The organism is Photobacterium indicum (genome assembly GCF_003026215.1).
GTDB classification, from domain to species: Bacteria; Pseudomonadota; Gammaproteobacteria; order Enterobacterales; family Vibrionaceae; genus Photobacterium; species Photobacterium indicum.
Genome location: NZ_PYOC01000003.1, coordinates 358,777 through 384,176, shown reverse-complemented (window position 1 = coordinate 384,176; position 25,400 = coordinate 358,777). Strand labels below are relative to the sequence as shown.

Sequence of the window (25,400 nt, the reverse complement as noted above, 5' to 3'; positions counted from 1 at the left end):
CTATTGAGTTTAATTTTCAATATTTATTCATCATAATATTGCGATTCTAGAATGAAAAACGAGAGAGAACCAATAAGATTCGCTCCCGTTATAGCTTGAATGAAGGGGGGATTAGTTTGTGGCTAAATTACCGTTTTCTTCTACTTTTTCATCTTGCATCATGCGAGTTAATAATGGGGCAGTAAAGGCCATAACAAATGCTACACCGAGTGTTACGATACCAATGTTTAAGAAGACTTCACTGTATAGCGGTAACGTCTTAAGTGGATCTGTAACATTTTCTGGTGTGGCGCTGAAGGTCGCAACATAACCACCGATAATGAATGAAGCTGCTTGGGTTAGAAACCAAGCTCCCATAGTAAAGCCCATTAAGCGTTGAGGCACGAGGCTAGCAACCATAGCTAAACCCAATCCGCTTATCATCAATTCACCAATACTTTGGAATAAATACACAAGTACCATCCACCACATTGATACCATACCTTGGCTATCGGCAAACCAGTTACCAGCAGCAGCGACGGCTAAAAAGGCAAATGCACACATAAACATGCCTACAGTAAACTTAGCTGGCATTGATAAATCTCGGCCTTTACTGCCATACGACGTATATAGATAAGCCAGTATCGGGCTGCATAATACCACCCAGAAAGGGTTCAAGGCTTGTAGGCTAACAGGGTTGACATTAAACCCCATAACTTCAGTGCGTACGTTATATATTGCAAAGAAATTCAATGATGTAGGCATTTGTGCGTAAAGAACATAAAAAACGATCGCTTGTAGCATCAGTACCAATACAACAATCATTTTCTTACGTGCAGCACCTGTTAAACGTATTGTTTCTTTTAAGAATATGCCGACAACACCAATACCAATAAGAGCAAGTACGATGTTTGCCATCATAATGTTATTCAGTAGCCAAGCACATAAGGCTATAGATGCCATTGTTCCCAGAATAACAATAAGGAAATGTTGATAATTGACTGGTTTATTATCCGGCTCAGAGCCTAAGCCCTCAACAGTATGGCGGAAAGCTACATAACTCATCAAACTGGCAATTAAACCAAATCCACAGATTACAAATGCTGTCGCGTAACCATATTCTGCAGCAATAACAGGGCTAAGTGAAAGTGCGACTAATGATCCCACATTAATAGACATGTAATACAGCGTAAAAGCACCATCAAGACGAGTATCATTTTCGTCATAACATTTCGCTAATAAGCTTGAAGGATTGGCTTTAAATAGACCGTTACCGACTGCAACTGTACCCAACGCATAGAAAATAAAGTTTGGATTTAAAATTGAAAATCCCATCATAAAATAGCCGATAGCTAACACGATGGCGCCAAATATCATCGTACGTTTTGTACCGAGAATATGGTCACCAACGTAACCGCCTATCGCGACCAAACCGTACACTAAAGCGGCAAATGCACCGAAAGTAACAAAGGAATCTTGTTGGCTAAAACCTAGTTGCTCAACAAAATATACAGCTAAAATACCTTGAAGACCGTAGTAACCAAAACGTTCCCAAAGCTCAATGAAAAATATCATCTTAAACGGCTTTGGTTGGTTGAAAATGCTAGTTGTATTGCTCATTACCGTGTTAATCCACTAGTTAACTTGTTAGGTCGCACATTAAACGCTTATTGGCTTCAATTTAATGTGATGCTAGTTATGCAATTGGGAGCATCTGTGTGAGCTGTGTAGCAAAGATATACAATAAAACACATATTGAAATATTTATTTAAGGTGATCGTCTAATAACCAAGATGAATGAGCTGGGTTTTGGATAATTAAGTAGTTTATAATTTTGATATTTCGCCTATTTGTGAAGTATAGGGCTGGTTAATGGTGGCGGAGCCTTGAAGGAAAAAGACACTGATTGTTTTGCAGCTTAGCTTTGGTAGAATTAGTCGGGTGATGTAGGTGTGATCAGCATAAATAACTGCGCGCTTACAAAAGAATAATAGCGAGAGTGATCAAGTGGCAACAGCGTTACCAACTTTAAATAATCAAACACCTTTTCAACCAGAATATATGCCAGTATTGATTGATACCGTTAATCAACTTCGTGCAGCTCTTGGTTCGGCACTTCATAGTGTTTATTTATATGGCAGTGTTGCTCAACGAAAAGCAATATGGGGTCATTCTGATTTAAATATCACGGTTGTGCTTAATCGAAATCTTAACTCATCTGAAGAATCGGCTTTAAATACAGTCAAGTGGCGTATAACCACCTATCAACCGAAAGTGCCTAGTCTTGATTTTCGGATAGGGCATTTTAGCGATGTCGTTTCTATTGGCGGCATATTTGAGTGGGGCTTTTGGCTCAAGCATTGCTGCGTATGCTTATACGGTGACGATCTATCGACGCGGTTTGGTTGTTTTGAACCAAGCTGGGATGTGGCTAAAGCCATGAACGGTGATATTAAGGTAATGTTAGCGGATTACAGGCATAAGATAATGACCACAAAAGTGGTTAAAAACTACCTAGAATATTGCCAGTTTATAAGTAAAAAAATGCTGCGTAGCTGTTTTGCGTTAGTGATGCATCGTGAAAAGTGTTTAGCGCATTCATTGAATGATTGTGCCGATATATTTTTGCGTTATTACCCTGAGAAAAATGTTGAAGTTGAACGCTTATTTACTTTAATAGAAGGCACACAAGTGCCGAAACGTGCGGCATTATTTATGATTGAACAATTTGGCGGCTGGATAGTGGCTGAATTTGATAAAATTGAGCGTAAAATTGGTTAATTTTTTCTTTATTGCTAACAGCTTCTGAGGTTTTCTTGCAAGTTCAATCTACTGGTTTCGTTTTAACACGCCAAAGTCGTGATGCCCAAGGCCAGACTGAAGTCGTGCTATGGGTTAAAACGGCTCAAGGTCCCGCTCGATTATTAGTTCATGGTGATAAACCCGTGTGCTTTGTTCCTTCAGATGTGCAAAGACAAGCCGACAATGCGCTTAGAACCGCTAACCTTCAAGTCGATTGGAAGGTATTACCTCTTAAAACGTTTCAACATCAATCACTTTTTGCCTGCTATACCCAAACTATAAGAGACAGCCTTCAAGTTTCTAAGGTTTTAAATAATGACGGAATAGAAGTATTTGAAGGGGATATTCGCCTTGCTGATCGCTTCTTAATGGAACGATTTATTCGTGGAGGGATTACCTTTACTGGGGTGGCGAAAGACAAGTTGGGGCACACTGAATATTCACAAGTAAAAGCCAAAGCGATTGACTATGTACCTAAATTGTCGATTGTATCGCTTGATATAGAGTGCTCAGAAAAAGGCGTGCTGTATTCGGTGGGGTTACATAGCGATATGGATAGCCGAGTCATCATGATAGGTGAGCCAAAAGAGAGTGAAGATAGTGAGCAATGGATTCAGTGGGTTGAATCAGAAAAAGCCCTATTATTGGCGCTTGAATCATGGTTTATTCAATACGATCCCGACATCATTATTGGTTGGAATGTGATTGATTTTGATTTCCGCTTATTACTAAAACGTGCTGAATGGAATGCAATCAGTTTACGTATTGGTCGTGGTAAACAAACACCGCATTGGCGTCAATCTAGTCAAAACCCTAATCAAGGCTTTATCTCTATTCCTGGTCGTGTGGTGCTAGATGGTATTGATACATTAAAAACGGCAACCTATAGCTTTCGTTCTTGGTCGTTAGATTCTGTGTCGCAAGAGCTGTTAGGCGAAGGTAAGCATATTCATAACGTGCATGATCGTATGGCTGAAATTAACCATATGTTTAAAAACGATAAGCTGTCGTTGGCTAAATATAACTTACAAGATTGTAAGCTGGTTACCCGTATATTTGAATATACTCATTTGCTTGAGTTCGCGATTGAGCGAAGCCGTTTAACAGGTGTAGAGCTTGATAGAGTCGGTGGTTCTGTTGCTGCATTTACTAATTTGTATTTACCGCAATTACACCGTGCTGGGTATGTAGCCCCGAATCTTGCGGGTGAAAACTGGATTGCAAGCCCCGGTGGCTATGTGATGGATTCTAACCCCGGTTTGTATGATTCTGTACTGGTACTTGATTTTAAATCACTGTACCCGTCGATTATTCGCTCATTCCGTATTGATCCTATGGGGTTGGTGGAAGGGCTATTGCAAGATGAAGGTAAAGAACCTAGCCAAGCGATTTCGGGTTTTCGTGGCGGGCAGTTTCATCGAGAAAAACATTTTTTACCCGCGATGATTGAAGAGTTGTGGTCTGCGCGCGATCAAGCAAAACGTAATGGTGAAAAAGCATTCTCTCAAGCGATTAAGATCATCATGAACTCGTTTTATGGCGTACTTGGTTCATCTGGCTGCCGCTTTTTCGATCACCGGTTGGCCTCGTCAATTACGATGCGTGGGCATGAAGTATTATCGGTCACGAAAGATCTGATTGAAGACAACGGTTATAACGTTATTTACGGTGATACGGACTCTGTCTTTGTTTCATTAGGTAAAAGTCATACCCAAGAAGAAGCGGATATCGTTGGTAACCAATTGGTGAAAAGTATTAATGCGGAGTGGATACGGCGTCTAAAAGATGACTTCAATCTTGAATGCTATTTAGAGCTTGAATATGAAACCCATTATCACAAGTTTTTAATGCCGACGATTCGAGGCTCTGAAACAGGCAGTAAAAAGCGCTACGCTGGGTTAATTATTCAAGATGGTAAAGAGAAGCTAATCTTTAAGGGATTAGAAACTGTTCGTACAGATTGGACGCCATTAGCTCAGGAATTCCAGAAAACCTTATATGAGATGGTTTTTCATGATCAAGACCCCGATGAATACATTCGTGACTACACCAATAAAACGTTAGCTGGAGTATTTGATGATCGTTTGGTTTACCGCAAGCGTTTAAGACGAAACCTTGATGAATACCAAAAAAATATTCCACCACAAGTACGTGCAGCCCGAATGGCCGATGAGATGAATGCCAAGCTTGGTCGTCCGCTGCAATACCAAAATAAAGGGGTGATCGAGTATGTATTTACGACCTCTGGCTCAGAGCCGAAAGAGTACCGACAAAGCCCGATTGACTATAATCATTACCTTGAAAAGCAATTAAAGCCTGTCGCTGATGGTATTTTACCGTTTATTGGTAAGCACTTTGATGATATTACCGCACCTCAGATGGGGTTGTTTTAGCCAACTTTAAGTATTCGGTAGAAACAAAAAACGCGCTTTTAGCGCGTTTTTAAGTGTTCACTGTTATTAGCACAATAACGTTTAGTTTCTGCTAATCAGCTTATTCATCGTAATGAATTAATCAAAGTATTCCACGTTTAATAGCGTTGATTTGCTCGCGTGAATAGGGTCAAACTTGATTGCTCCACGGCTTGGTGTACATACTTTGAATACATCACCACAATCAAAAATAGCTAATACTTTCTCATCGGTACGAAATACTTCAGGTAATGATTCACCTACCTCACAAGCACAGATTTCGCCTTCGTGCTTCCATTGAAGCTTATGAATGCGTTTTTCTTGAGATGGTGCAGCAATGTGTTGAGCAATAGAAGAAAAAACTGATTCAGCCTGAGCTGAGTTAGACGAAGATGGTACAAAAAAATCCATGAATCCCTCCTGATATGCATCGATATTGACGTTAAATATAATGATGCGATTAATTACAATCCTGTTATTAATCTTAATAACCGCTTAAACCTTACCAGAATAAAGCATACTTTAGCAAGTTAGTTGCATAAATTGGCATTTTGTAAGGAGAGTTTGAACAAAAAGGTCGATAGCGCTAACGTGGTATAAACTAAGTGTTATAGAGATATATTTCATAGCGAGGGGATAATGGAGCAATTAGATTTCTTCACCGTACCCAGCCCTTGTGTTGGAATATGCCAAGTGAATAACCGTGGATATTGTAAAGGGTGTTATCGCAGTCGAGATGAGCGCTTTAATTGGCAAGTAATGACGTCAGATCAAAAGCGGCAGGTAATTAGGCTGTGTAAGAAACGCTATCTGCGTATTTTACGTCGTGCAAAAGGGAGTTCGATAGAAGTTCAGCAGGTCGATGATAATCCGCAGCAAAGTCTTTTCTAGCTTAAGCACATTTTCTCATAGAGATTATGAGCTTATAAGTATATTTTATAGCCATAAAAAAAGCGCCATAAGGCGCTTTTATATTGAGAATGAACAACGCAATTAAACGCGTTTAAAGTCCATGTGCTCAACTTTTGGCTTGAACGCGTGACGTTGGATGTCTTGTGGCTTAACAGCAACTTCCTGACCGTCGATCACTAGGATGATACCTTCGTAGAACTCAGGCTTATCCATTTGGTTGATCACGTCACTGTGAAGAAGCTCGATAGCAACAGGAGCAGCTTCGCCACCGTAGATGATAGCTGGGAATTTTTCTGTAAGACGTAGACGGCGGCTCGCACCTTTACCTAGGTCAGTACGTACAACTGCATCAAATTTCATATTAAATACTCTTTAATTCATAAGTTCACTGAGTAATGCGACCTTACTCAATGTCGTAAAAACGAGCGCGCATACTAACAGTCAGCCTTATTCTTAGCAAGACTAAATCTCTATATAGACCGTTTTAACGTAATGAAACGAATTCTATAGGTTTGGTTTCATTACTTTGGATGAAAAAAGAACGTGTTCAACAGATTAGTCGATATTTAACCCCACCGTATTTGTCGTCATAAACCATTAAATGGAAATGGTAACGATAGTAATTCTCATTTGCATGTGTATACTATGCAACAACAAAATTACTAACAAATCTATCTATAAGTAGGGGTTATGAATAAAAAACTTACATTCATCGCAAGCTCGGTTTTAATTGCACTTTCTCCAGCACTTCACGCACAAGAAGCTGTTTCAGTGTTCGACGAAATAGTTGTATCAGGTACGCGTTCGGAACAAAGTATTAAGAACATCCCATCTAGCGTAGCTAAAGTAACGTCTGAAGATATGGAAAATAATCTGTCGAATGATGTGAAAGATGCGCTGAAGTATGAGCCAGGCGTTACGGTAAATGGACGTGGTCGCTTTGGTATGGAAGATTTCACTATTCGAGGTATGTCTGGCAGCCGCGTTAAAGTGATGGTTGATGGTGTAGAGCAGCCATCATCTTATAACCCGGGCGCAGATGTTATGCGTAAAAATGCTAATACCTTTGAAATTGATACATTAACTGCAATCGAAGTGAACAAAGGTCCATCATCTAGCTTATACGGCAGTGATGCATTAGGTGGTACTGTACTTTTACGTACAAAGAACCCAGAAGATTTACTTGAAGCTGGCGATGATAGCCACGTAAGTTTAAAAACAGGTTATGCCAGCGTAAGTGATGAATATAAAGCAACGATTGAAGTCGCTAATCGTACTGGCGATTTAGAAACAATGTTGATCTACACCTACCGTGATGGGCATGAAACTGAAACCCATGGTGATGGTGCGAACATTGAGGGGCCTGATCGTGGTGCTGCTGATCCTTTTAACATCACATCGCATAATATTCTAGGTAAAATGTTTTACCAAATAAACGATGCCAACCGCATTGGATTTACAGGCGAGTACTATACACGCAGTGCAGACGGTCAAATCCTTTCTCGTAATGGATATGATGGTGGTGGTGGCTTTATGCCGGGCTTCGTATATACCAATAACAGTGCAGACGACAAAGATGAAAGAGTACGTCTAGGCTTTGAACATGAGTGGCTTGCAGATAATGTGGCTTTTGATTCTTTAGAATGGAAAGTGAACTGGAGCAAGAGCGAGGCAGATCATAAGAGTTATGATCATACAGCTAATTACGGGAATCGTAACCGTGCTCGTTCTGGTACAGATGAAAGCACACAGTTAGATGCTCAATTCCAAAAAGAACTTCAGTTTACGAATAATCGTCATGAGCTTACGTACGGTCTTTCAGCATCAAATGCGAGCTTTGATTTAGATTACACTGATTACTTCTTAGATTCAGGTACATCTAAGCCAGGTAGCACTGAAGTGCCTAAATCAGAGTCTGAGAAGCGTGGCGTCTTTGTACAAGATCAAGTCTATCTATTAGATGAAGCGTTGGTGGTTACGGCAGGGCTTCGTTATGATGATTACAAAGCTTCACCAGAGCAGTCTTCAGGGTTAGAAGACCATAACAGTGATGCATTCACATCGCGCTTAGGTGCGGTATATCATTGGAATCAACACTTCAGTACTTACGCGCAATACAGTGAAGGTTTTCGTGCGCCATCAATTTATGAATTGTATTACGATAAAGATAATGCTGCGCATGGCTATAAAATTGTTTCCAATCCTAATTTGAAGCCGGAAGAAAGCCAGTCTTATGAAATCGGCTTACGTGCAAATAATAATATGGGTGCGTTAGAACTGTCTGCATTCTATAACGATTACACAAACTTCATTAAGAGCTCGACGGTAAATACTGGTGGTCTTGACATTACAACCAATGAAAACGTTGATGAAGCTGAAATATACGGTGCTGAGTTTAAGGGTAGCTTATGGTTAGATGAAGTTGTAGGTGCCCCTATGGGTTCATATGCACGTTTATCTTTAGCGTACCTTGATGGTGAAGATAAAAATACGGGCAAAACGTTAGATACTATTGCGCCATTTACGTCTGTTGTTGGGGTGGGTTACGACGCCCCAAGCGAACAGTGGGGTAGTGCTGTAAGTGTTACTATGGTGGCTAGTAAAACGGATTGGGAACAAGACGACAATCTAGATGCATCTAGCTATACGGTTGTCGATCTAACCGCTTACTATCGCCCAATGAACGATCTAACACTTCGTGCTGGCCTCTTTAACGCCTTTGATGAGAAATATTGGCAGTATCAAGATTTAGAAGGTAAAACAGCATCGACTCAAGGTATTGATCGCCGTACTCAGCCTGGTCGTAATTGGGGTGTTAACCTGAACTACGATTTTTAATCGATAGTTGTGACTAAGACTGATTAGGTCTTGAACCTAAGATACAAATAACCGCATCGTTTGATGCGGTTATTTTGTTTTGACTAGAGAAATAATGACAGAATAAGAAGCTGTACTTTTTATTTGTTAATCAATGAGTGAGTGGTTAATAAATATATTAAAAAGATGGAGTGAGTTTTAGTTGTGTTACAAATAAATCAATTCTAATGCTTTGTATTTATTATTCTGTCGTGAATATGATTGGGGTGTTTGAGTGATAAGAAGTGATATTAATGTTGATACTATAATTAAATTTGATGGGCTCATAGTTATACTGCTCTTATATGGTTGATATTTAGGTGGTTTTATTCATTGCATTTGTTTTTTAATATTAAGCTTTACCAAGAGGTGTTGTTTGGTAATTATTAAACTTTGAATATTGTCTTTTGTGTGAGAATCGCAGCTTTTGACGTCAGATTAAGTGGCTAAATATGCTAATTTCAATCTGTTGGTTTTATTTTGGTGAATGGCTTGGTGCTGTTATTAATTATTATCAATTATTTTGGGTGTTAGTAAATATCTGGTGGGTGTGATGAGTAATATATCAAATAATACAATGCTAAAAAAGAAAAAAAGCATACAGCATTATAGTGCTGTTATAGGTCTAATAGTTGGTGTTGGGTTTTTACCTAGTACAGCAAATGCAGCCGATGAGGATATGACATATCTGGAGGAAATGGGTAAGCGTTTATTTTTTGAAGAAATCTCGTTAAGTAGAAATATGTCGTGCTCTACGTGCCACACTGCTGGTACTGGTGGTACTAACGGTGATTCTGATACAAACCTTGGACAAGTTGCTGTAACAGGGTCTGATGGCGTTCAAGTTGGTAACCTCAAACCACCTACAAATAAATATGCCCAATTTTTAAATGAGGTGGGAGACCCTGAAGGGTTGAAACTTTTTGACGTGGCTTGTCCTGGTTTTGCTCCTGCACCGTGTGGTGGAGCGTTCTGGAATGGTCGTGCTGAAGGTGATTTAATTGAAACTGTACATAATATTGATGTATTTGCGGGTCTAAATAGCAAATACGAAACGATGTATAAAAAATATTTAGGTCCCGTTGCTGATCAAGCCCATGCAAGCCCATTTATTAACCCACTTGAGCAGGCTAAGGAAGATAAGTTTAAGGTATGTACACAGGTTAGAGGTACTACATGGGGTAGGCAGTTATACCAATATGCTTGGGGAGAGCACCTTTACTGTAGTTATAGTCAAGTGGATGAGATCTTTGCGAGATTTTCGGTCGCTTTAGCTGCTTGGCAAATGTCTAGCGATAATAACCGCTTTGACTCTAAAAGAGATTTAGCATTAAAAAATGATTATGATGGATTATTTCCGTTTGATGATTTTACTGATCAGGAAAATGAAGGACATGATCTTTTTTATGGTCAAGCTAGGTGCTTCTTTTGCCACCAGAGCGGGAATAATAATGGTGTTGGCAAGTTTGAACGTTATACCAATGATTTCTACTTCAACATAGGGGTACCAAGAAATCATAAAATACCTAATGACCCAGCACCGGATGTAGGCTTATTTGCCACAACCTCGAATAGTGATCATTTAGGTGAACATAAAGTACCAACATTGCGTAATGTTGATAAACGACCATCCCCATATTTTGTTAAAGCTTATACCCATAATGGTTGGTTTAAATCGTTAGAGCAGCTTGTCCATTTTTATAATACGGCGACTGTGAAAGCAACATGTTCTAACGAGTATATAACGGCTGAACAAGCTATAGCAGAAAACTGTTGGCCAGCTCCTGAGATCAATGAAAACTTCGCGGGGTTTGCTGTTGGTAATCTTCGATTAGATGCTGATCAGGAGGCTGCAATAGTCTCGTATCTGAAAACACTTACCGATACAACAGACGTTGAACCACCAAGTGTATATCTACCATATACCTATGATAAAAGTCGTTTAGATCATAACGATGAGGAAAGTTATGAACCGGAAGCACCTATTTATGATTATAGAGAATCTATCACAAGCCGATATATGAGATAAAAAGAGGGTTAATTCTGCGTTAATTTAGTACTGCGAACATTGGGTACCGACAGTGCCCAATGTTCAGATTTTTACCCTATAAAATAAGCTATGACGTGGCTGGTACTTCGACTTTTTGATATTGGTCTAAATCAAATAATTTGTCTCGAATAGCCCAAAACCGACCACTCTTTCTCGCGATAACAATTTCTGGTGGACGTAAGCGGTGTTCGTTATTTGCCACTTTTGTTGGCGCAGTATCAGTAAACGGGCGATGGCGATCAACAAGGTGAGGGTTAATGAATTTCTTCAAAAAATTCTCTTTTTGCGTTTTGTTCGAAAGTGGCCATACTTCGCTAATTTCAGCCCCTTCATCACTCACATAAATTACTTTAAGCTGGGGTTTATCAAATTTGTTTTTTCCTGGCTCTAAACGAAAATCTGTACACTTCATGATCATGGCATCTTTCAATTTTAATGCATCACGCAGCTTTTTGTCTGGATCAACCATTACCGCATTACATTGATGGCAACGACGAGCAGCTATATCATTATCTGCGCCACATTCTTCACAATACTTAGCCCGAAAACGGTAACCACATTCTTCGCGTTCACCTGTGTCATCGTCTTCAAAATACCCTTGGCAACGACGACCATAATGTTCAACCAAAAATCCAGCGGGATCGAGCTTACCCCAAAAGCTGTTATTGAATCCGCAAGCAGGGCAGGGAACCATAATCACTTCACTGTCGCTGTTGGGCTTAGGATCGCCGACTTCAGGTTGATACAAGTCGTAGCAGTTACCGGCATATTCCAAGATTAAGCAATCTTCTTTACCTTCAGACAAGCGCAAGCCGCGTCCGACTATTTGCTGATACAAGCTGATGGATTCTGTTGGACGTAATATTGCGATTAAATCGACATGTGGAGCATCAAACCCTGTAGTGAGTACTGATACATTCACAAGGTATTTAATTTCTTGGCGTTTGAATGCATTAATAATGCGGTCGCGTTCATCTAACGGTGTATCGCCAACAACCAATGCTGCATTTTCATGCGCAAGATATCCCAGAATTTCTTGAGCATGATTAACGGTAGACGCAAAGATCATCACACCTTTACGATCTTTTGCATAATCAATTACTTGCTCAATAATCATAGGTGTAGCACGGGATGATTTTTCGATAATACTGTCTAAATCTGATTCTCGATAATTACCCGATGCAGATGGCGTTAAGCTAGAAAAGTCGTACCCGATAACCGCCATATCCATCACTTTAGGTTCTGTTAGGAAATTTTCATCCAACAGATAACGAATAGGTAGCTCGAAAATGCAATCACGAAAGAAGCGTTCTTGTTCAGTCTTTACCTGTCCACGGGTATGGTATTTATAAATCCACCCAGTACCCAATCGATAAGGCGTTGCCGTTAACCCTAGAATTTTGATGCCAGGGTTAATAGTTTGAACATGAGTGATTACACGGCGATACGCGCTATTTTCATCATCAGGCACTCGGTGGCATTCATCAATCACTAGTAATGAAAATTCATTAGCAAACAGTTCTAAACTATTGGCCATTGATTGCACCGAGGCAAACACAACTTGTTGATCTGTTTCTTTTCGTCCTAACCCAGCAGAAAATATAGAGGCTTTTAAGCCATAGCTCTCATATTTTGCATGATTTTGTTCAACAAGCTCTTTTACATGCGTTAACACTAATACTCGACCACGAGCGATACGTGCTAGTTCAGCCACGACAAGGCTTTTACCTGCTCCGGTAGGTAATGCTAAAACGGCTGGGCTGGTGTTTTTACGAAAGTAGTGAACAGTGGCTTTCACGCTGTCTTGTTGGTAAGGACGAAGGGTATACATAAACTCGATAATGCACATAAAACAGGTTATCAGTGTAACGATAAATAAGGCGGATGGCGATAAGAAAGCAGTGCTAAGGTTGCGTAAAATATTGAGGAACGATGGAAGTGAATGAAGATGATTCTGATAGTCTTTGAGTCACAATCATCGTTAATCGTTAATCGTTAATCGTCAATCGTCAATCGTCAATTAACGATTGATCAAATATGGGAAAGGCGTATATTAATCGTTAAAAGGCGATGGCTTTGTATTTATGTAACTTGTTAAATCGCATTTCGACGATTAACGATTATTAATTGATGTTCATGTTGTGAGTGAGGCTCATATGCAACCTAAACTAGGTTTTCTCGATAGATTTTTAACATTGTGGATATTCATAGCGATGGCTGTGGGTGTTGTTTTGGGTGTTTCTTTTCCTGATGCTATTGCGAACTTGAATGCATCGCTGTCGGTTGGTACAACAAATGTACCACTAGCGATTGGTCTTATTTTGATGATGTACCCACCATTAGCGAAAGTGAATTACAGCTTAATGGGTAAGGTACTGGAAGATAAGAAAGCCATTACGTTGTCACTTGTGATGAACTGGTTAGTCGGACCAATTTTGATGTTTGTGTTGGCAGTCATCTTTTTAGGTGATCATCCAAGCCTAATGACAGGCGTTATTTTAATCGGTTTAGCACGTTGTATCGCAATGGTGCTGGTATGGAATGACATAGGTGGCGGCAATAAAGAATACGCTGCGGCATTAGTGGCATTGAATAGTGTGTTCCAAATCGTGACATACAGTTTTATGGCATGGTTATTTATTACAGTACTGCCACCCTACTTTGGCGTGAAAGGTCAGTTGGTAGACATATCGATTGGTGAAATTGCAAAAAGTGTCTTTATTTACCTTGGTATTCCGTTCATTGCTGGTTTTCTTAGCCGTAAGGTATTGGTCGCGAAGAAAGGTGAGCAGTGGTATACCGAGAAGTATATTCCTGCTATTTCACCTATTACGTTAATTGCACTATTAGCCACCATCGTTCTGATGTTTAGCTTGAAAGGCGAGATGATTGTTGAATTACCAATGCAAGTTGTGCTGGTGGCTGTTCCATTGGTTATCTACTTTGTATTGATGTTCTTGATCAGCTTTTTTACCGCGAAAAAGATGGGAGTGCCATTTGATAAGAATGCATCCATAGCATATACCGCGACAGGTAATAACTTTGAATTGGCAATTGCTGTTGCGATAGCAGTGTTTGGTTTGAACTCACCGGAAGCATTTGCAGGGGTTATTGGTCCATTGGTGGAAGTACCAGTACTGATTGCCTTGGTGAATTTCACGCTAAAAATGAAAAACAATTACGTGACCAAAGGTCAAGTGCAAACCAATAACGCGAATAGCTAGGAGTAATAAGATGAAAAGTATTCAAGTCTTTGATCCATCGATGTGTTGTTCAAGTGGTGTCTGCGGGACGGATGTTGATGCATTACTGGTGGCTTTTTCTGCCGATGTGGATTGGCTAAAAGCGAAAAATGTGGACATCGAGCGTTTTAATTTGGCGCAACAACCAATGGCATTTGTAGAGCATGCTGCCGTGGCAGGATTTCTAGAAACAGCAGGTGCAGAAGGTTTGCCATTGACATTAGTGAACGACCAAGTTGTATTAACAGGGCGCTATGCCACACGTGAGGAATTAATGTGTTGGGCTGGGCTTAACGTTACTGCTTCTGAAACATCAGTGGATGTATCTACTTCAACATCATGTTGTTCATCTTCATGTAAGTGTTAATCAAAAGGGCTGTGTCATGATTGGATTTTTACATACCCCTCCACCGTTTCTGTTTTTTACGGGTAAAGGCGGTGTCGGCAAAACATCACTGGCGTGTGCTTCGGCATTGGCGTTAGCAGAGCAAGGCAATAAAGTGTTGTTAGTGAGCACCGATCCGGCTTCGAATGTCGGTCAAGTGTTCGATACCCAAATCGGTAATCAGATCACCCCGATTCAACATGTCGAGAATTTGTCTGCTATTGAAATTGATCCACAGGCAGCTGCACAGGCATATCGTGAGAAAATTGTAGGTCCAGTGCGTGGTAAGTTACCAGAAGCGGTCGTCAACAGTATCGAAGAGCAGTTATCTGGGGCATGCACGACTGAGATTGCCGCATTTGATGAATTTACGGCCCTGCTGACTGACAAAACCTTGCAAGCAACGTATCAGTATATTGTGTTTGATACCGCCCCAACGGGCCATACTATTCGCTTACTGCAATTACCGGGTGCTTGGAATGAGTTTTTAGAGCACGGGCAGGGGGATGCATCTTGTTTAGGCCCACTGGCTGGGCTTGATAAACAGCGTGAAAAATATGCGCAAGCAGTGGATGCATTGTCAGATAAGGCGCAAACGCGTTTGATTTTGGTGGCACGTGCACAAGCATCGACGTTACAAGAAGTCGCGCGAACGCATGTTGAGTTGGGGGATATTGGTTTAAAAGAACAGTACCTCGCGATCAATGGCTTATATCCCGAAGCGGCTATCGATAATGATGCGCTGGCGTTGGCGGTGTATCAGCGTGAACAACATGCGCTGGTGGCGATGCCTGAAAGCTTGCAGCGGCTACCACAAGATCGATTACCTTTGTTATCGAGCAATATTGTGGGCTTAGATAGCTTGCGTGCTTTAGTCTCAACCTCGGTGGAGAGTGCTAGTGAGTCGTCAGCGTCTGACGTCACGACGATCCAACAGGATGCCTACCCGCACCTGGATACTTTGGTGGATGAACTAGCTGAAACCGGTCATGGCTTAGTGATGCTGATGGGCAAAGGCGGGGTAGGGAAAACCACCATTGCTGTAGCATTGGCAACAGAACTGGCCTTACGGGGTCACGATGTGCATTTAACCACTTCCGATCCAGCTGCGCATTTGAGTGAAACTTTAAGCGGTTCGTTAGCGAATTTAGAGGTGAGCCGTATTGATCCTGAGGTTGAAACCCAGCGTTACCGTGATCGCGTGATGGCGACTAAAGGTAAAAATCTGGATGAGGCAGGCAAAGCATTACTGGAAGAAGATTTACGTTCACCGTGCACAGAAGAAATTGCCGTGTTCCAAGCATTTTCTCGTGTGATTCGTGATGCGAATAAGCGCTTTGTGGTGATGGATACCGCGCCAACGGGGCATACTTTATTGTTGCTTGATGCGACAGGTGCTTACCATAAAGAAGTGTCACGCCAAATGGGTGACAAAGGCATGCAATTCACGACGCCGATGATGCAACTGCAAGATCCAGCATTAACTAAAGTTGTGATTACCACATTGGCAGAGCCGACGCCGGTACAAGAAGCGGTGAGTTTGCAAGCCGATTTACAACGTGCAGGAATTTCACCGTGGGCGTGGGTTGTGAATCATGCGTTGGTACAGGCGCCACTGACAGCGGCATTGATGCAAGAAAGGGCGGCACAGCAACTACCGTATATTGAAGCAGTACAAGCTCAGCACAGTCAACGATTGGCGGTGGTACCATTACAGAATGTTGAGCCTATTGGCACCAAAGCCTTACACGCACTCTGTTGTGCATCGTAATTAACGGTACACATGCAAAATGAAAAAGGCGCATCCTATGATTCGCCTCTTTCTTTATGTATGGGTAATCAATGCAGTGGTGTCGTGAGGCTATGATGCGATGTTCAACGGCACTTCAGTTGGAGTAATGACTTTTGTCATCATACAAAACTGCCGACGAGGAACAAAATCATGTCTTTCATAGAAGCTACGAGCACCAGCATTACCGATATTTACTTCTAAGGACAGCGCATGGATTCCTGATTGCGCTATTTGATGTTCAATTTGTGGAATTAACTCTGTACCTATACCTTGTTGGCGCCAATCAGGTTTTAGGTAGAATTGGTCGATAAGCCCAACACGTCCACCGTGCTCAAGGCTAAAACTGTAGCTGACGATGATATGACCCGCAATGATTTTCTCACCTTCATGCTCAACTTCAATCAACCATGCTTGTCCAAGTTCCGGGTTGCTAAGCAGTTGGTTAACTGCATGATTAGTCTGCTCTATTTTTTTAGGTAGAGCTTCATATGCAAAAAGTTCTTCAATGAGTTTCATTAGCACGTCTACAGACGACGAGCTCGGCGCAACAAGAGATATATTCATATTAGACCTTTGTTATAAGGCGTATCATTATTTTGATTAGTAACCAGTATTACTCTTTTTTGGTTCTTGAGTAACGTTAGTAGCATACAGGTTATACGTAACAACTGTGTCATGAGTCTATTGTTATAAGACCTATATATAACAAAAATGTTCAGCTTTTTGAGCTTAGTTATAGATCGTAAAAAAAGATGAAAACTTTGTCTCAAAGAATTGAATTTCACTTAGTTTGCTAGAATTCGTAAGTTTTTAATGCAAGTTAGACGCGAGCTTTTTATAATGCCGTCCCTTTTGATACATGCGGAGCCAGTAATGAGGCTTGATAAATTCTTAGCTACCACTTTAGGTATTACTCGTAAAGAAGCCGGTAGACTATTAAATAACAAAATGATTGAAGTGAATGGTGACGTTGTTAAGAGCATTTCACTGAAGATCACCGACGATTGCGATGTTGAATTTAACGGCAAAAAATTAACCTTACAAGGGCCGCAATACTTCATGCTGAACAAGCCAGAAGGTTTTGTGTGTTCGCATGTGGATGACCATAATCCAACAGTGTTCGTTTTGTTCGATGAAATAAGCCCTGAAAAAATGCACGTTGCAGGGCGTTTAGATGGTGATACAACAGGGTTAACATTATTAACCGATGATGGCCAATGGTCACACCGTGTGACTTCGCCTCGTCATGTTTGTGAAAAGGTATACCACGTTGAGTTGGCAGATCCTGTTCCTGAAGAAACGATTCAAACGTTTTTAGAGGGTGTTCAGCTACGCGGTGAGAAAGACATTACTCGTCCAGCTAAATTAGAAATTTTAGGTGAGCGTGAAGCAATACTGACGATCACTGAAGGTAAATATCACCAAGTTAAGCGTATGTTTGCCGCTGTAGGTAACCGAGTTGTTGGTCTTCACCGTGAGCAAGTCGGTGCTGTTGTTCTAGATGAAAACTTAGAACCAGGCGAATACCGTCGTTTAACAGATGAAGAGATTGCTTCTTTTCTGAAAAAGTAATGTATTTAACTAAAATCTAAGGCATAACGTAGGCTTCCTATCTTGTTATGTTTTTTTATAACGTGTACTCAAGTTACCTCAATATTTCTCTGAATCCAGTATCTTGAGCTCGCTTGGGTATAACGTTAATTGAATACCGTAATGTTTAGTGTTTTTCGTTACGAATATTCATTAGTATTGAGTAAAGCTGCATAAAATAGAAACTTATCTGTTCCTAATAGGAAAGAATCAAAAACGTCTATTCATCGTACAATAACTTTCTTTATCTTCCATTCTGCTGTTTTCTCGATGGCACATACAATAGTGAAATTATGACCCAACAAGACAGTCAACGACTGAGCCTGCAACTTATTATTATTTTGGGTGCGATTGCAGCGTTAACCCCGCTTGCTATCGATATGTATTTACCTGCGATGCCTGTGATCGCTAAAGATTTGATGGTGTCTCCAAGCTTAGTTCAAGCTACATTAACCGCTTATACTGCTGGTTTTGCTATCGGACAATTACTACACGGACCATTAGCTGACAGTTACGGTCGTCGTCCTATTCTTATTATTGGTATTGTGTTTTTTACCATTGCAGGGGTGATGAGTGCGTTAAGCACAAATATTCATGAGCTTATGTGGTTCCGTGCAGCACAAGGTTTTGCTGGTGCCTCTGCTGCCGTGATTATTCAGGCCTTAGTGCGAGATATGTTTGAGCGCGATGAGTTTGCTCGTACTATGTCTTTTGTTACCTTGGTAATGACGATAGCGCCACTTGCAGCACCAATGATTGGCGGTTATATGTCAATTTGGTTTGGCTGGCGTTCTATTTTCTGGTTGCTCGCGACATGTGCTGTATTGGTTATTATTGCTGTGGTATGGAAAATTCCAGAAACACTGGCGGTTGAAAAGCGCTTACCTTTTCATATTGGTTCAACGTTCAGAAATTATGCAAGGCTAATGACCACACCAACGGCTGTTGGTTTGGTATTTTGTAGCGGTTTCTCTTTCGCTGGTATGTTTACATTTCTTACCGTTGGTTCGTTTGTTTATATCGATATTTACCATGTTAGTACCCAAAACTTTGGTTACTTATTTGGCCTTAACGTACTTTGCTTAATTTTGATGACAAGTATAAATGGTCGAATGGTGAAAAAGGTAGGATCACATTGGATGCTACGTTTTGGTTTGGTTATTCAGCTTATTGCTGGTATCGGGCTTATCGTTGGGCAAGTGTTTAATCTTGGCTTGTGGGGAGTCGTTGTTCCTGTCATGCTTTTCGTTGGTACTATTTCGATCATTGGTAGTAATACCATGGCATGTTTATTATCTAAATACCCGCATATGGCAGGTACTGCATCTTCATTAGCCGGTACATTACGTTTTGGTACGGGTACCGTGGTAAGTGGTATTGTTGCCTTATTACATAATTCGACTGTATGGCCAATGGCAGCAACAATGGCACTGTGTGCTGTATTATCTGCTGCGTTTTACTGGTTACTTGCAAAAAATGCATAATCTTTAACAATGCAGTTGAATCTTAAGCTTAAGATATAAAAATGATATGTGCTTAATCACAGCCATGATTAAGCACTTGTACAAAGGAATAACATGGCAATTTTTTCTCAAGAAATCTACAAAGTAGTCACTATCGGCTTGAATACGCTGGAATCATCACAAGCATCAGGTAAAACACCGCGAAACCCAGTAAGTGAAGCGCATTACTTGAATGCATGGGTAACAAAATCGATTAAGCAACAAAGCTTTGATCGTAGCGTTGTAAAAACCTTAATGATGTGGCAACAGCAAGGTCGCAGTATGGGAAAAAACGCCCAACTGAAATTGAATTTTGAGTGCTTAGCCGAAACATTTTCAGGTGTGGTAAATGCGGAAGGTAAAGAAAAGCGTGCAACACAAGCAACACTTCAGGCGTTTTATGCTGCGCTAGAGCATGCTGACTGGCTTATCACTACAGAGTTCGAAGTAAACCGTAAGGTGACACACTTTACAGACGGACAGGCATCATTAGTTGTGTGCAGTAAGCAGTATCAAAATGCCTTTGACGAGCAGGGTGAATTGGTAAAGCCATTATCTTTGTATGTGCGAGGAAACATTCAACCGTTTATTGATCTTGCATTTGCATCTGGCTTGTTGCTTTTTAAAGTGACAGATTACAAGTCGAAGGTGAAGTATCACGGAGAATTTGTAATATACCCAGCTAATAATGGTGAGCACCTGCCAGAACTGCCAACACGCAACCTATAAGTGTGAATTCATTAGAGTACAAATCAAAGTGGACCCAATCGGGTCCATTTTTTTGCTTTTCTATTACCAATCCCTGCTTGCATTTTAATCGCTTGGTGGGCGAAAAAGTAGACAGTCTAGGTGTTGGGGCGGTATAAGAAATGTGAAGTGAGTTAATTTATGAAAGTGATGATAATGAGTGTTCTAACTATCTGATATCGAAGATGGTTTAAATAATATTGGAATGCTATCCACAGATATAAATCGCTTAGTGACTAAAAATAAACGTATTTTTCTCTGGAATAATAATGATCATGCTGCTAATGTGACGCCCCTCACACACACCGTGAGTATTTTATGCAAAGCAATGCATGCCAGATTGGCAAAGATATTACAGCAACATCAAGCAACTCAAAGCGTCGTATTGACGGTAAACTCGTTCCAGCACTAACGATTGGCTTTATCAGCCTTTTCTTATTGGCTGCCCTTATTGATCTTCCCCGTTTTACACTCTTGATCCAAGAATTATTCTCAGCAGCAGCCGGACAATTTGGCTTCTGGTGGCAGTGGTTAATGGTTGTTAACTTTGCCATAGCCCTATGTATAGCAGTAAGCCGTTACGGAAAAACCCGTATGGGTGTTGAAACCAAACCTACCATTGGTACATTTCGCTGGTTAGCGATGATCATGTGTACGTTATTAGCTGGTGGTGGCGTTTTCTGGTCTGCGGCCGAACCTATTTATCACTTCATTACACCGTCACCAAGCTACCCTGGTATCGTTGGTTCTACAGCTGAAGCTGTTGTTCCCGCATTAAGCCAAAGCTTTTTACACTGGGGCTTTCTAGCGTGGTCTGTACTGGGTACGTTAGCAACGATTGTATTGATGTATGCACACCATAACCATGGTATTAAACTGCGTCCACGTGCATTGTTGTTCCCGTTAGTGGGTAACCGCCTTGAAAATCATTGGTTTGGCGCTGTTATTGATGCATGTTCTATTATTGCAGTAGCAGCAGGTACGATTGGTCCAATTGGTTTCTTAGCATCACAAATGGGCTATAGCCTAGAAGTGCTTACTGGCATTAAAAATGACAGTAGTACTCAGCTAATGATCTTAGGTGCCGTTGTTTCTGTTTGTGCTATATCTGCAGCATCAGGTATGGATAAAGGTTTACAGTGGCTAAGCCGTTTGAACGTAATCGGCGCATTTGCTTTGTTATTAGCAATCCTTATTTTAGGTCCAACACAGTTTATTTTTGAACAGTTTGGTAACGCGTTTGCTGGTTACTTACAGCACATGCCAACGATGAGTTTGACTAATAGCACACCGGGATGGAACGTGTGGTGGACATGGTTCTTCTGGGGCTGGTTCATTGGTTTCGCACCAATGATGGCAATCTTCATTGCGCGTATTTCAGAAGGTCGTAGTATTCGTGAGTTAGTATTGGCTGTTGCTGTTGGCGCACCGATTGTGACTAACTTTTGGTTCACCGTATTGGGTGGTACAGGTATCTTCCTTGAGTTACAAACTCCCGGAATCATTTCTGGTCCACTAAATGATGCTGGTTTACCTGCTGTACTGTTGGCTTCGCTTCAGCAATTACCATTAAGTGGTATTTTGTTGCCAGCATTCTTGGTATTGACCACAACGTTTGTTGTGACGACAGGCGATTCCATGGCGTATTCTATCGCAATGGTTGTGTCTGGCGATAATGAACCGGACCGTAAGCAGCGTATATTCTGGGCTGTTATTATGGGTGCGGTTGCAGCTGTATTATTACTTGCTGGTGATGGTGGCTTGAATGCACTGCAATCCTTTATTGTGATTACAGCGGTGCCAGTGTCCTTCATCATCGCTGCGACCTTGATAACTGGTCCTATAGCTGCGATTAAAATGACCAAGATGCAGAATGAACGTATTGCTGAGAAAGCATTACAAGCTGCATAATCGGTCACATATCGATTCCTTTTAAGGCGTTGATAAAGCATGAAAAAAGAGGCGATAGATTCGCCTCTTTTTTTATATCTGCTATTTATTGGTGAAATGTACGATAGGTTAAATTCTCAAATTTATTGAGTTGGCTAACGAACAGCAGCTTAAATCGTTTCATGATTACCAGCTTGAGCTTTTGCTTTACAGCGCTTCACAAGGGCATAAGTCATGCCTCTGAAGATAAATAAATGTGCAGGCATCATGGCGAACCAATACAACAAGCCAGAAAACCCTTCAGGATGCCACCAAGCGCGAATATCGATTTCTCGATGATCTCCTTTATCTTCAATGGTAAATTCAAGGCGTCCAAGTCCTGGGGCTTTCATACCAAACAATAACGATAGAAATTTATTAGGTACAAGCTTAATGACTTTCCACGAATCAATCTTATCGCCTTGTTCCAAGGTGTTCGGATCGCGCCGATAACGTTTTAATGCATCACCTCCAATGGCAAAATCCATCCATTCCCTAATTTGCCATAAACTGTTAGCGAAAAAATATCCTTCTTTACCACCCACTAATTGAACTTGACGCCAAAGGTCTTCTGCACTTGCGTCGGTTTTTAATGTATATCCCGCTTGTTTGGGGTAGTAGCCGTAACCTGTTTGCCAGCGGGCAAGGGCGTCGGGGTCAAACCCCCAAATTTCACTGCGAACCACTTCAGTTTCTTGTCGAAGTGCCTCTTTAACCGCTTCATCGTAGGGCAATAGATGCTGGGGGATTAAAGATTGAATCGCAGTGCCATCAGCAGGTAAATCAAAACGTAATCCACCGATTAATGCTTTGGCGATATTGGTGGGCACAGAGGTGATAATTTTTAGCCAATAGGCGGCCATTGTAGGCGTGAGAAAACTGAGTGGAACAACGTGGATATTTTTTCCCATTAATTTGCCCAATGAACGCATTTGAGCTTCATAGGTTAATGGTTCTGGCCCTGCAACATCCATAATTTGATGTCGCGTAGGTTCAAATTTAAGTAGCTCTAATAAGTAGTGGAGTAAATTGTGTAAAGCGATCGGAGAATTCCGCGATTTTACCCATTTAGGTGTTAGCATTATCGGCAAGTGGTAAACGAAATCTCGCATCACTTCAAATGCCGCAGAGCCTGGGCCAATAACGATACCCGCACGTAATTCAGTAACCGGAATCGCGCTTTCACGTAAGATTTCACCCGTCATTTTACGTGCAAGCAAATGTTTAGAATCACTCGAGTCAGATTGAAGCGCACCAAGGTAGATAACACGCTTTACATTACTGAGCTTTAACCCTTGGCTAAAGTGCCGAGCGGCCCCCAATTCAATATCGATAAAATCATGACCATGGTTCATACCATGAACAAGAAAGAATACGGCATCAACACCCTCAAGAAGCGGTTTGAGGTCAGTATCTTTACTTAAATCAAGTTCATGTAGCTCAATATTGGGAATTGCACCCCAGCCTCGCTTCTTAAGTAATTTTAAGCTGCGTCCTGTTGCCTTTACCTTATAACCGCTATTCACGAGTTCTGGTACGAGGTGACTGCCAACATAACCTGATGCCCCGACAACCAGAATTGTTTTAATCATGTAATGCATGCTCCTTGCTTGCAACGGTTGGTGTAAGGAAATGAGATTAAATTATTTTTGTCATAGACAGTAATGTGCATTTAATTGTTAAAAATCATAGCTATTCAAACTGTAGCGGATAATATCTACTCTGTCTTTCATATTTATTTAACTTCGCACTTCTTATTGACCACTGAATCATTAAGACGGTGATTTACTTCTTGCCGAGGCCCGTATGCTTTCACTGGCATTATCGCATTTACGTGGTGACTTTTTACGCCGCTTGTTACTTATCGCATTGCCTATTGCTTTGCAGTCAATGCTATTTTCGAGCAGAAGTCTTGTTGATATTTTGATGCTAGGGCAACTGGGTGAATTAGAAGTCGCAGCAATAGGTATTGCAGGTAAAGCGCTGTTTGTCGCGGTGATTATGTTATTTGGTGTTAGTACTGGTGGTGCCTTACTTACCGCGCAATACTGGGGGGCAGGAAACAGAGAAGGGGTAAAGCAAGGCACAGCGTTAACCTGGGTAATGAGCACAATAACGGCGGTGATTTTAGGCTGTGTATTCTTTTGGATGCCAGAAAAGGTGATCGGGTTAGCCACTCAATCGCCAGACGTTATTACGCTTGGAGCAAAATATCTCGCGATTACGTCGTTTAGTATGTTTGCTATGGCGTGGGTTATCAGTATGGCGGTAGGGTTACGTGCGATGCACCAACCTGGAGTGAGTACCTTCTTTAGCGCTATTGGTATTGGTTTAAATATTTTTCTTAACTGGGTGCTGATCATCGGGAAATTTGGTTTTTCTGAAATGGGGATTGTTGGCGCAGCATGGGCAACATTAATCAGTGGCCTTGTGGAAGTTAGTTTACTTTATGCTTATTTATACTCACGTAAACACCTTCTCGCATTTACGACTAAAACCTTGATTGCAGTCTGTGAGTGGCAGCGGGTTAAACGTTTTTTAAGCTTATCGTTACCCACTACATTTAATCATTTAGCATGGTCTTCAGGTATTTTTGTTTACCACGCTATAATTGGTCAAGCTGGTGTTGAAGGCTTAGCGGCTTTATCGATAATGACACCAATAGAGTCTTTATCACTTGCGATGTTAATTGGTATTTCCAATGCATCAGCCGTTCTGATTGGTAATCAGCTTGGTGCAAACAACATGGAAGAAGCCTATCAACAAGCATGGGCTGTTTCGATATTTAATCTTCTTTGTAGCATTACTCTCGCCATTGGTATGCTATTGCTCCAAGATTCAATTTTGGATCTTTTTTCTGCTATTTCGAGTGATACAAGAGAGCTGGCAGAGCATTTCTTTGTGATTTTAGCTGTTTCTATTGTATTGAAAAGTATACCGATGACAATGGTTGTGGGAGTGCTTCGTGCGGGGGGAGATATTCGTTTTTGTTTGTATCAAGATCTGATCGCACAGTGGGCTATAGGCATTCCTATAACAGCATTTTGCGCACTCGTGTTGAAGTTACCACTTGAATGGATTTACGCATTACTTGCACTTGAAGAAGTTATTAAATGGTTTGGTTCTACAATTAGAGTTAGATCAAAAGCATGGATGAATAATTTGGTGACTTAAAGAAAGTCGTCAGTGAAATGTTGATTCAG

The 25,400-nt window shown here is 41.1% G+C and carries 19 protein-coding genes; 13 read left to right on the top strand and 6 right to left on the bottom strand.

What is annotated here, in order from left to right; all coding sequences use genetic code 11:
• Nucleotides 1–111 precede the first annotated feature (111 nt).
• Nucleotides 112–1,599: an oligopeptide:H+ symporter gene (locus tag C9J47_RS12050; protein WP_107253753.1), complete on the bottom strand. Its 1,488-nt coding sequence runs from the start codon at nt 1,597–1,599 to the stop codon at nt 112–114.
• A gap of 387 nt (nt 1,600–1,986) precedes the next feature.
• On the opposite strand from C9J47_RS12050, the gene C9J47_RS12045 reads away from it, so the two are divergent.
• Complete coding sequence (locus tag C9J47_RS12045; protein WP_107253752.1) at nt 1,987–2,760, top strand: nucleotidyltransferase family protein; 774 nt, start codon at nt 1,987–1,989, stop codon at nt 2,758–2,760.
• Nucleotides 2,761–2,795: 35 nt separating this feature from the next.
• Nucleotides 2,796–5,174 carry a DNA polymerase II gene (locus C9J47_RS12040; RefSeq protein WP_107253892.1) on the top strand — a complete coding sequence of 793 codons (2,379 nt, stop codon included), beginning with the start codon at nt 2,796–2,798 and terminating at the stop codon, nt 5,172–5,174.
• 117 nt (nt 5,175–5,291) lie between these two features.
• On the opposite strand, the gene C9J47_RS12035 is transcribed toward C9J47_RS12040, so the two are convergent.
• Nucleotides 5,292–5,603, bottom strand: a complete 312-nt coding sequence (locus C9J47_RS12035) for a hypothetical protein (protein WP_107253751.1) — start codon at nt 5,601–5,603, stop codon at nt 5,292–5,294.
• Nucleotides 5,604–5,831: 228 nt separating this feature from the next.
• Between C9J47_RS12035 and C9J47_RS12030 the strand changes: the two genes are divergently transcribed.
• A complete protein-coding gene (locus C9J47_RS12030) occupies nt 5,832–6,083 on the top strand; it encodes a DUF1289 domain-containing protein (RefSeq protein WP_107253750.1) in 252 nt (83 codons plus the stop codon).
• A gap of 102 nt (nt 6,084–6,185) precedes the next feature.
• On the opposite strand, the gene rplY is transcribed toward C9J47_RS12030, so the two are convergent.
• The gene (gene rplY / locus C9J47_RS12025) at nt 6,186–6,464 is read right to left on the bottom strand and encodes a 50S ribosomal protein L25 (protein WP_107242342.1); all 279 of its coding nucleotides are present in this window, start codon (nt 6,462–6,464) and stop codon (nt 6,186–6,188) included.
• Between the two features lie 330 nt (nt 6,465–6,794).
• On the opposite strand from rplY, the gene C9J47_RS12020 reads away from it, so the two are divergent.
• Together C9J47_RS12020 and C9J47_RS12015 are read left to right on the top strand one after the other, a co-directional pair.
• The gene (locus C9J47_RS12020; protein ID WP_107253749.1) at nt 6,795–8,942 is read left to right on the top strand and encodes a TonB-dependent hemoglobin/transferrin/lactoferrin family receptor; all 2,148 of its coding nucleotides are present in this window, start codon (nt 6,795–6,797) and stop codon (nt 8,940–8,942) included.
• A gap of 571 nt (nt 8,943–9,513) precedes the next feature.
• The gene (locus C9J47_RS12015; RefSeq protein WP_107253748.1) at nt 9,514–10,989 is read left to right on the top strand and encodes a cytochrome-c peroxidase; all 1,476 of its coding nucleotides are present in this window, start codon (nt 9,514–9,516) and stop codon (nt 10,987–10,989) included.
• Between the two features lie 88 nt (nt 10,990–11,077).
• Here C9J47_RS12015 and radD read toward each other — a convergent pair whose 3' ends face one another.
• Nucleotides 11,078–12,841, bottom strand: coding sequence for a DNA repair helicase RadD (gene radD, locus C9J47_RS12010; RefSeq protein WP_107253747.1), 1,764 nt, complete (start codon nt 12,839–12,841; stop codon nt 11,078–11,080).
• Between the two features lie 325 nt (nt 12,842–13,166).
• Between radD and arsB the strand changes: the two genes are divergently transcribed.
• Genes arsB through arsA form a run of 3 tightly spaced genes read left to right on the top strand, consistent with a single transcriptional unit; the run spans nt 13,167 to nt 16,408 of the window.
• Entirely contained in the window at nt 13,167–14,234 is a 1,068-nt protein-coding gene (arsB, locus tag C9J47_RS12005; RefSeq protein ID WP_107253746.1) for an ACR3 family arsenite efflux transporter, read from the top strand.
• 10 nt (nt 14,235–14,244) lie between these two features.
• Nucleotides 14,245–14,619 (top strand): arsenite efflux transporter metallochaperone ArsD, encoded by a 375-nt coding sequence (gene arsD / locus C9J47_RS12000; protein WP_107253745.1) that lies wholly within the window; start codon nt 14,245–14,247, stop codon nt 14,617–14,619.
• 16 nt (nt 14,620–14,635) lie between these two features.
• Nucleotides 14,636–16,408, top strand: coding sequence for an arsenical pump-driving ATPase (arsA, locus tag C9J47_RS11995; RefSeq protein ID WP_107253744.1), 1,773 nt, complete (start codon nt 14,636–14,638; stop codon nt 16,406–16,408).
• A gap of 90 nt (nt 16,409–16,498) precedes the next feature.
• Here the strand turns inward: arsA and C9J47_RS11990 are convergent, their stop codons facing one another.
• Complete coding sequence (locus C9J47_RS11990; RefSeq protein WP_107253743.1) at nt 16,499–16,993, bottom strand: GNAT family N-acetyltransferase; 495 nt, start codon at nt 16,991–16,993, stop codon at nt 16,499–16,501.
• A gap of 309 nt (nt 16,994–17,302) precedes the next feature.
• Here C9J47_RS11990 and rsuA point away from each other — a divergent pair, with 309 nt between their 5' ends.
• The 4 genes from rsuA (at nt 17,303) to C9J47_RS11970 (ending at nt 22,179) form a co-directional block, all read left to right on the top strand.
• On the top strand, nt 17,303–18,001 hold the full coding sequence (rsuA, locus tag C9J47_RS11985; RefSeq protein WP_107253742.1) for a 16S rRNA pseudouridine(516) synthase RsuA: 699 nt from the start codon (nt 17,303–17,305) through the stop codon (nt 17,999–18,001).
• 311 nt (nt 18,002–18,312) lie between these two features.
• Nucleotides 18,313–19,503 (top strand): Bcr/CflA family multidrug efflux MFS transporter, encoded by a 1,191-nt coding sequence (locus C9J47_RS11980; RefSeq protein ID WP_107253741.1) that lies wholly within the window; start codon nt 18,313–18,315, stop codon nt 19,501–19,503.
• 93 nt (nt 19,504–19,596) lie between these two features.
• Nucleotides 19,597–20,250 (top strand): DUF2913 family protein, encoded by a 654-nt coding sequence (locus C9J47_RS11975; RefSeq protein WP_107253740.1) that lies wholly within the window; start codon nt 19,597–19,599, stop codon nt 20,248–20,250.
• A gap of 336 nt (nt 20,251–20,586) precedes the next feature.
• Nucleotides 20,587–22,179 carry a BCCT family transporter gene (locus C9J47_RS11970; protein ID WP_107253739.1) on the top strand — a complete coding sequence of 531 codons (1,593 nt, stop codon included), beginning with the start codon at nt 20,587–20,589 and terminating at the stop codon, nt 22,177–22,179.
• A gap of 149 nt (nt 22,180–22,328) precedes the next feature.
• On the opposite strand, the gene C9J47_RS11965 is transcribed toward C9J47_RS11970, so the two are convergent.
• Nucleotides 22,329–23,789 carry a DUF2867 domain-containing protein gene (locus C9J47_RS11965; protein WP_107253738.1) on the bottom strand — a complete coding sequence of 487 codons (1,461 nt, stop codon included), beginning with the start codon at nt 23,787–23,789 and terminating at the stop codon, nt 22,329–22,331.
• A 214-nt stretch (nt 23,790–24,003) separates the two neighbouring features.
• On the opposite strand from C9J47_RS11965, the gene C9J47_RS11960 reads away from it, so the two are divergent.
• Nucleotides 24,004–25,371: an MATE family efflux transporter gene (locus C9J47_RS11960; RefSeq protein ID WP_107253737.1), complete on the top strand. Its 1,368-nt coding sequence runs from the start codon at nt 24,004–24,006 to the stop codon at nt 25,369–25,371.
• Nucleotides 25,372–25,400 lie beyond the last annotated feature (29 nt).

Coding starts and splice junctions, on each gene's coding strand:
- C9J47_RS11965 (WP_107253738.1), bottom strand. CDS start 23,789: ATGATTAAAACAATTCTGGTTGTCGGGGCATCAGGTTATGTTGGCAGT.
- rplY (WP_107242342.1), bottom strand. CDS start 6,464: ATGAAATTTGATGCAGTTGTACGTACTGACCTAGGTAAAGGTGCGAGC.
- C9J47_RS11990 (WP_107253743.1), bottom strand. CDS start 16,993: ATGAATATATCTCTTGTTGCGCCGAGCTCGTCGTCTGTAGACGTGCTA.
- arsB (WP_107253746.1), top strand. CDS start 13,167: ATGCAACCTAAACTAGGTTTTCTCGATAGATTTTTAACATTGTGGATA.
- C9J47_RS12015 (WP_107253748.1), top strand. CDS start 9,514: ATGAGTAATATATCAAATAATACAATGCTAAAAAAGAAAAAAAGCATA.
- C9J47_RS11970 (WP_107253739.1), top strand. CDS start 20,587: ATGCAAAGCAATGCATGCCAGATTGGCAAAGATATTACAGCAACATCA.
- radD (WP_107253747.1), bottom strand. CDS start 12,841: ATGTATACCCTTCGTCCTTACCAACAAGACAGCGTGAAAGCCACTGTT.
- C9J47_RS12035 (WP_107253751.1), bottom strand. CDS start 5,603: ATGGATTTTTTTGTACCATCTTCGTCTAACTCAGCTCAGGCTGAATCA.
- C9J47_RS12050 (WP_107253753.1), bottom strand. CDS start 1,599: ATGAGCAATACAACTAGCATTTTCAACCAACCAAAGCCGTTTAAGATG.
- arsA (WP_107253744.1), top strand. CDS start 14,636: ATGATTGGATTTTTACATACCCCTCCACCGTTTCTGTTTTTTACGGGT.
- arsD (WP_107253745.1), top strand. CDS start 14,245: ATGAAAAGTATTCAAGTCTTTGATCCATCGATGTGTTGTTCAAGTGGT.
- C9J47_RS12020 (WP_107253749.1), top strand. CDS start 6,795: ATGAATAAAAAACTTACATTCATCGCAAGCTCGGTTTTAATTGCACTT.
- C9J47_RS11975 (WP_107253740.1), top strand. CDS start 19,597: ATGGCAATTTTTTCTCAAGAAATCTACAAAGTAGTCACTATCGGCTTG.
- C9J47_RS12030 (WP_107253750.1), top strand. CDS start 5,832: ATGGAGCAATTAGATTTCTTCACCGTACCCAGCCCTTGTGTTGGAATA.
- rsuA (WP_107253742.1), top strand. CDS start 17,303: ATGAGGCTTGATAAATTCTTAGCTACCACTTTAGGTATTACTCGTAAA.
- C9J47_RS11960 (WP_107253737.1), top strand. CDS start 24,004: ATGCTTTCACTGGCATTATCGCATTTACGTGGTGACTTTTTACGCCGC.
- C9J47_RS11980 (WP_107253741.1), top strand. CDS start 18,313: ATGACCCAACAAGACAGTCAACGACTGAGCCTGCAACTTATTATTATT.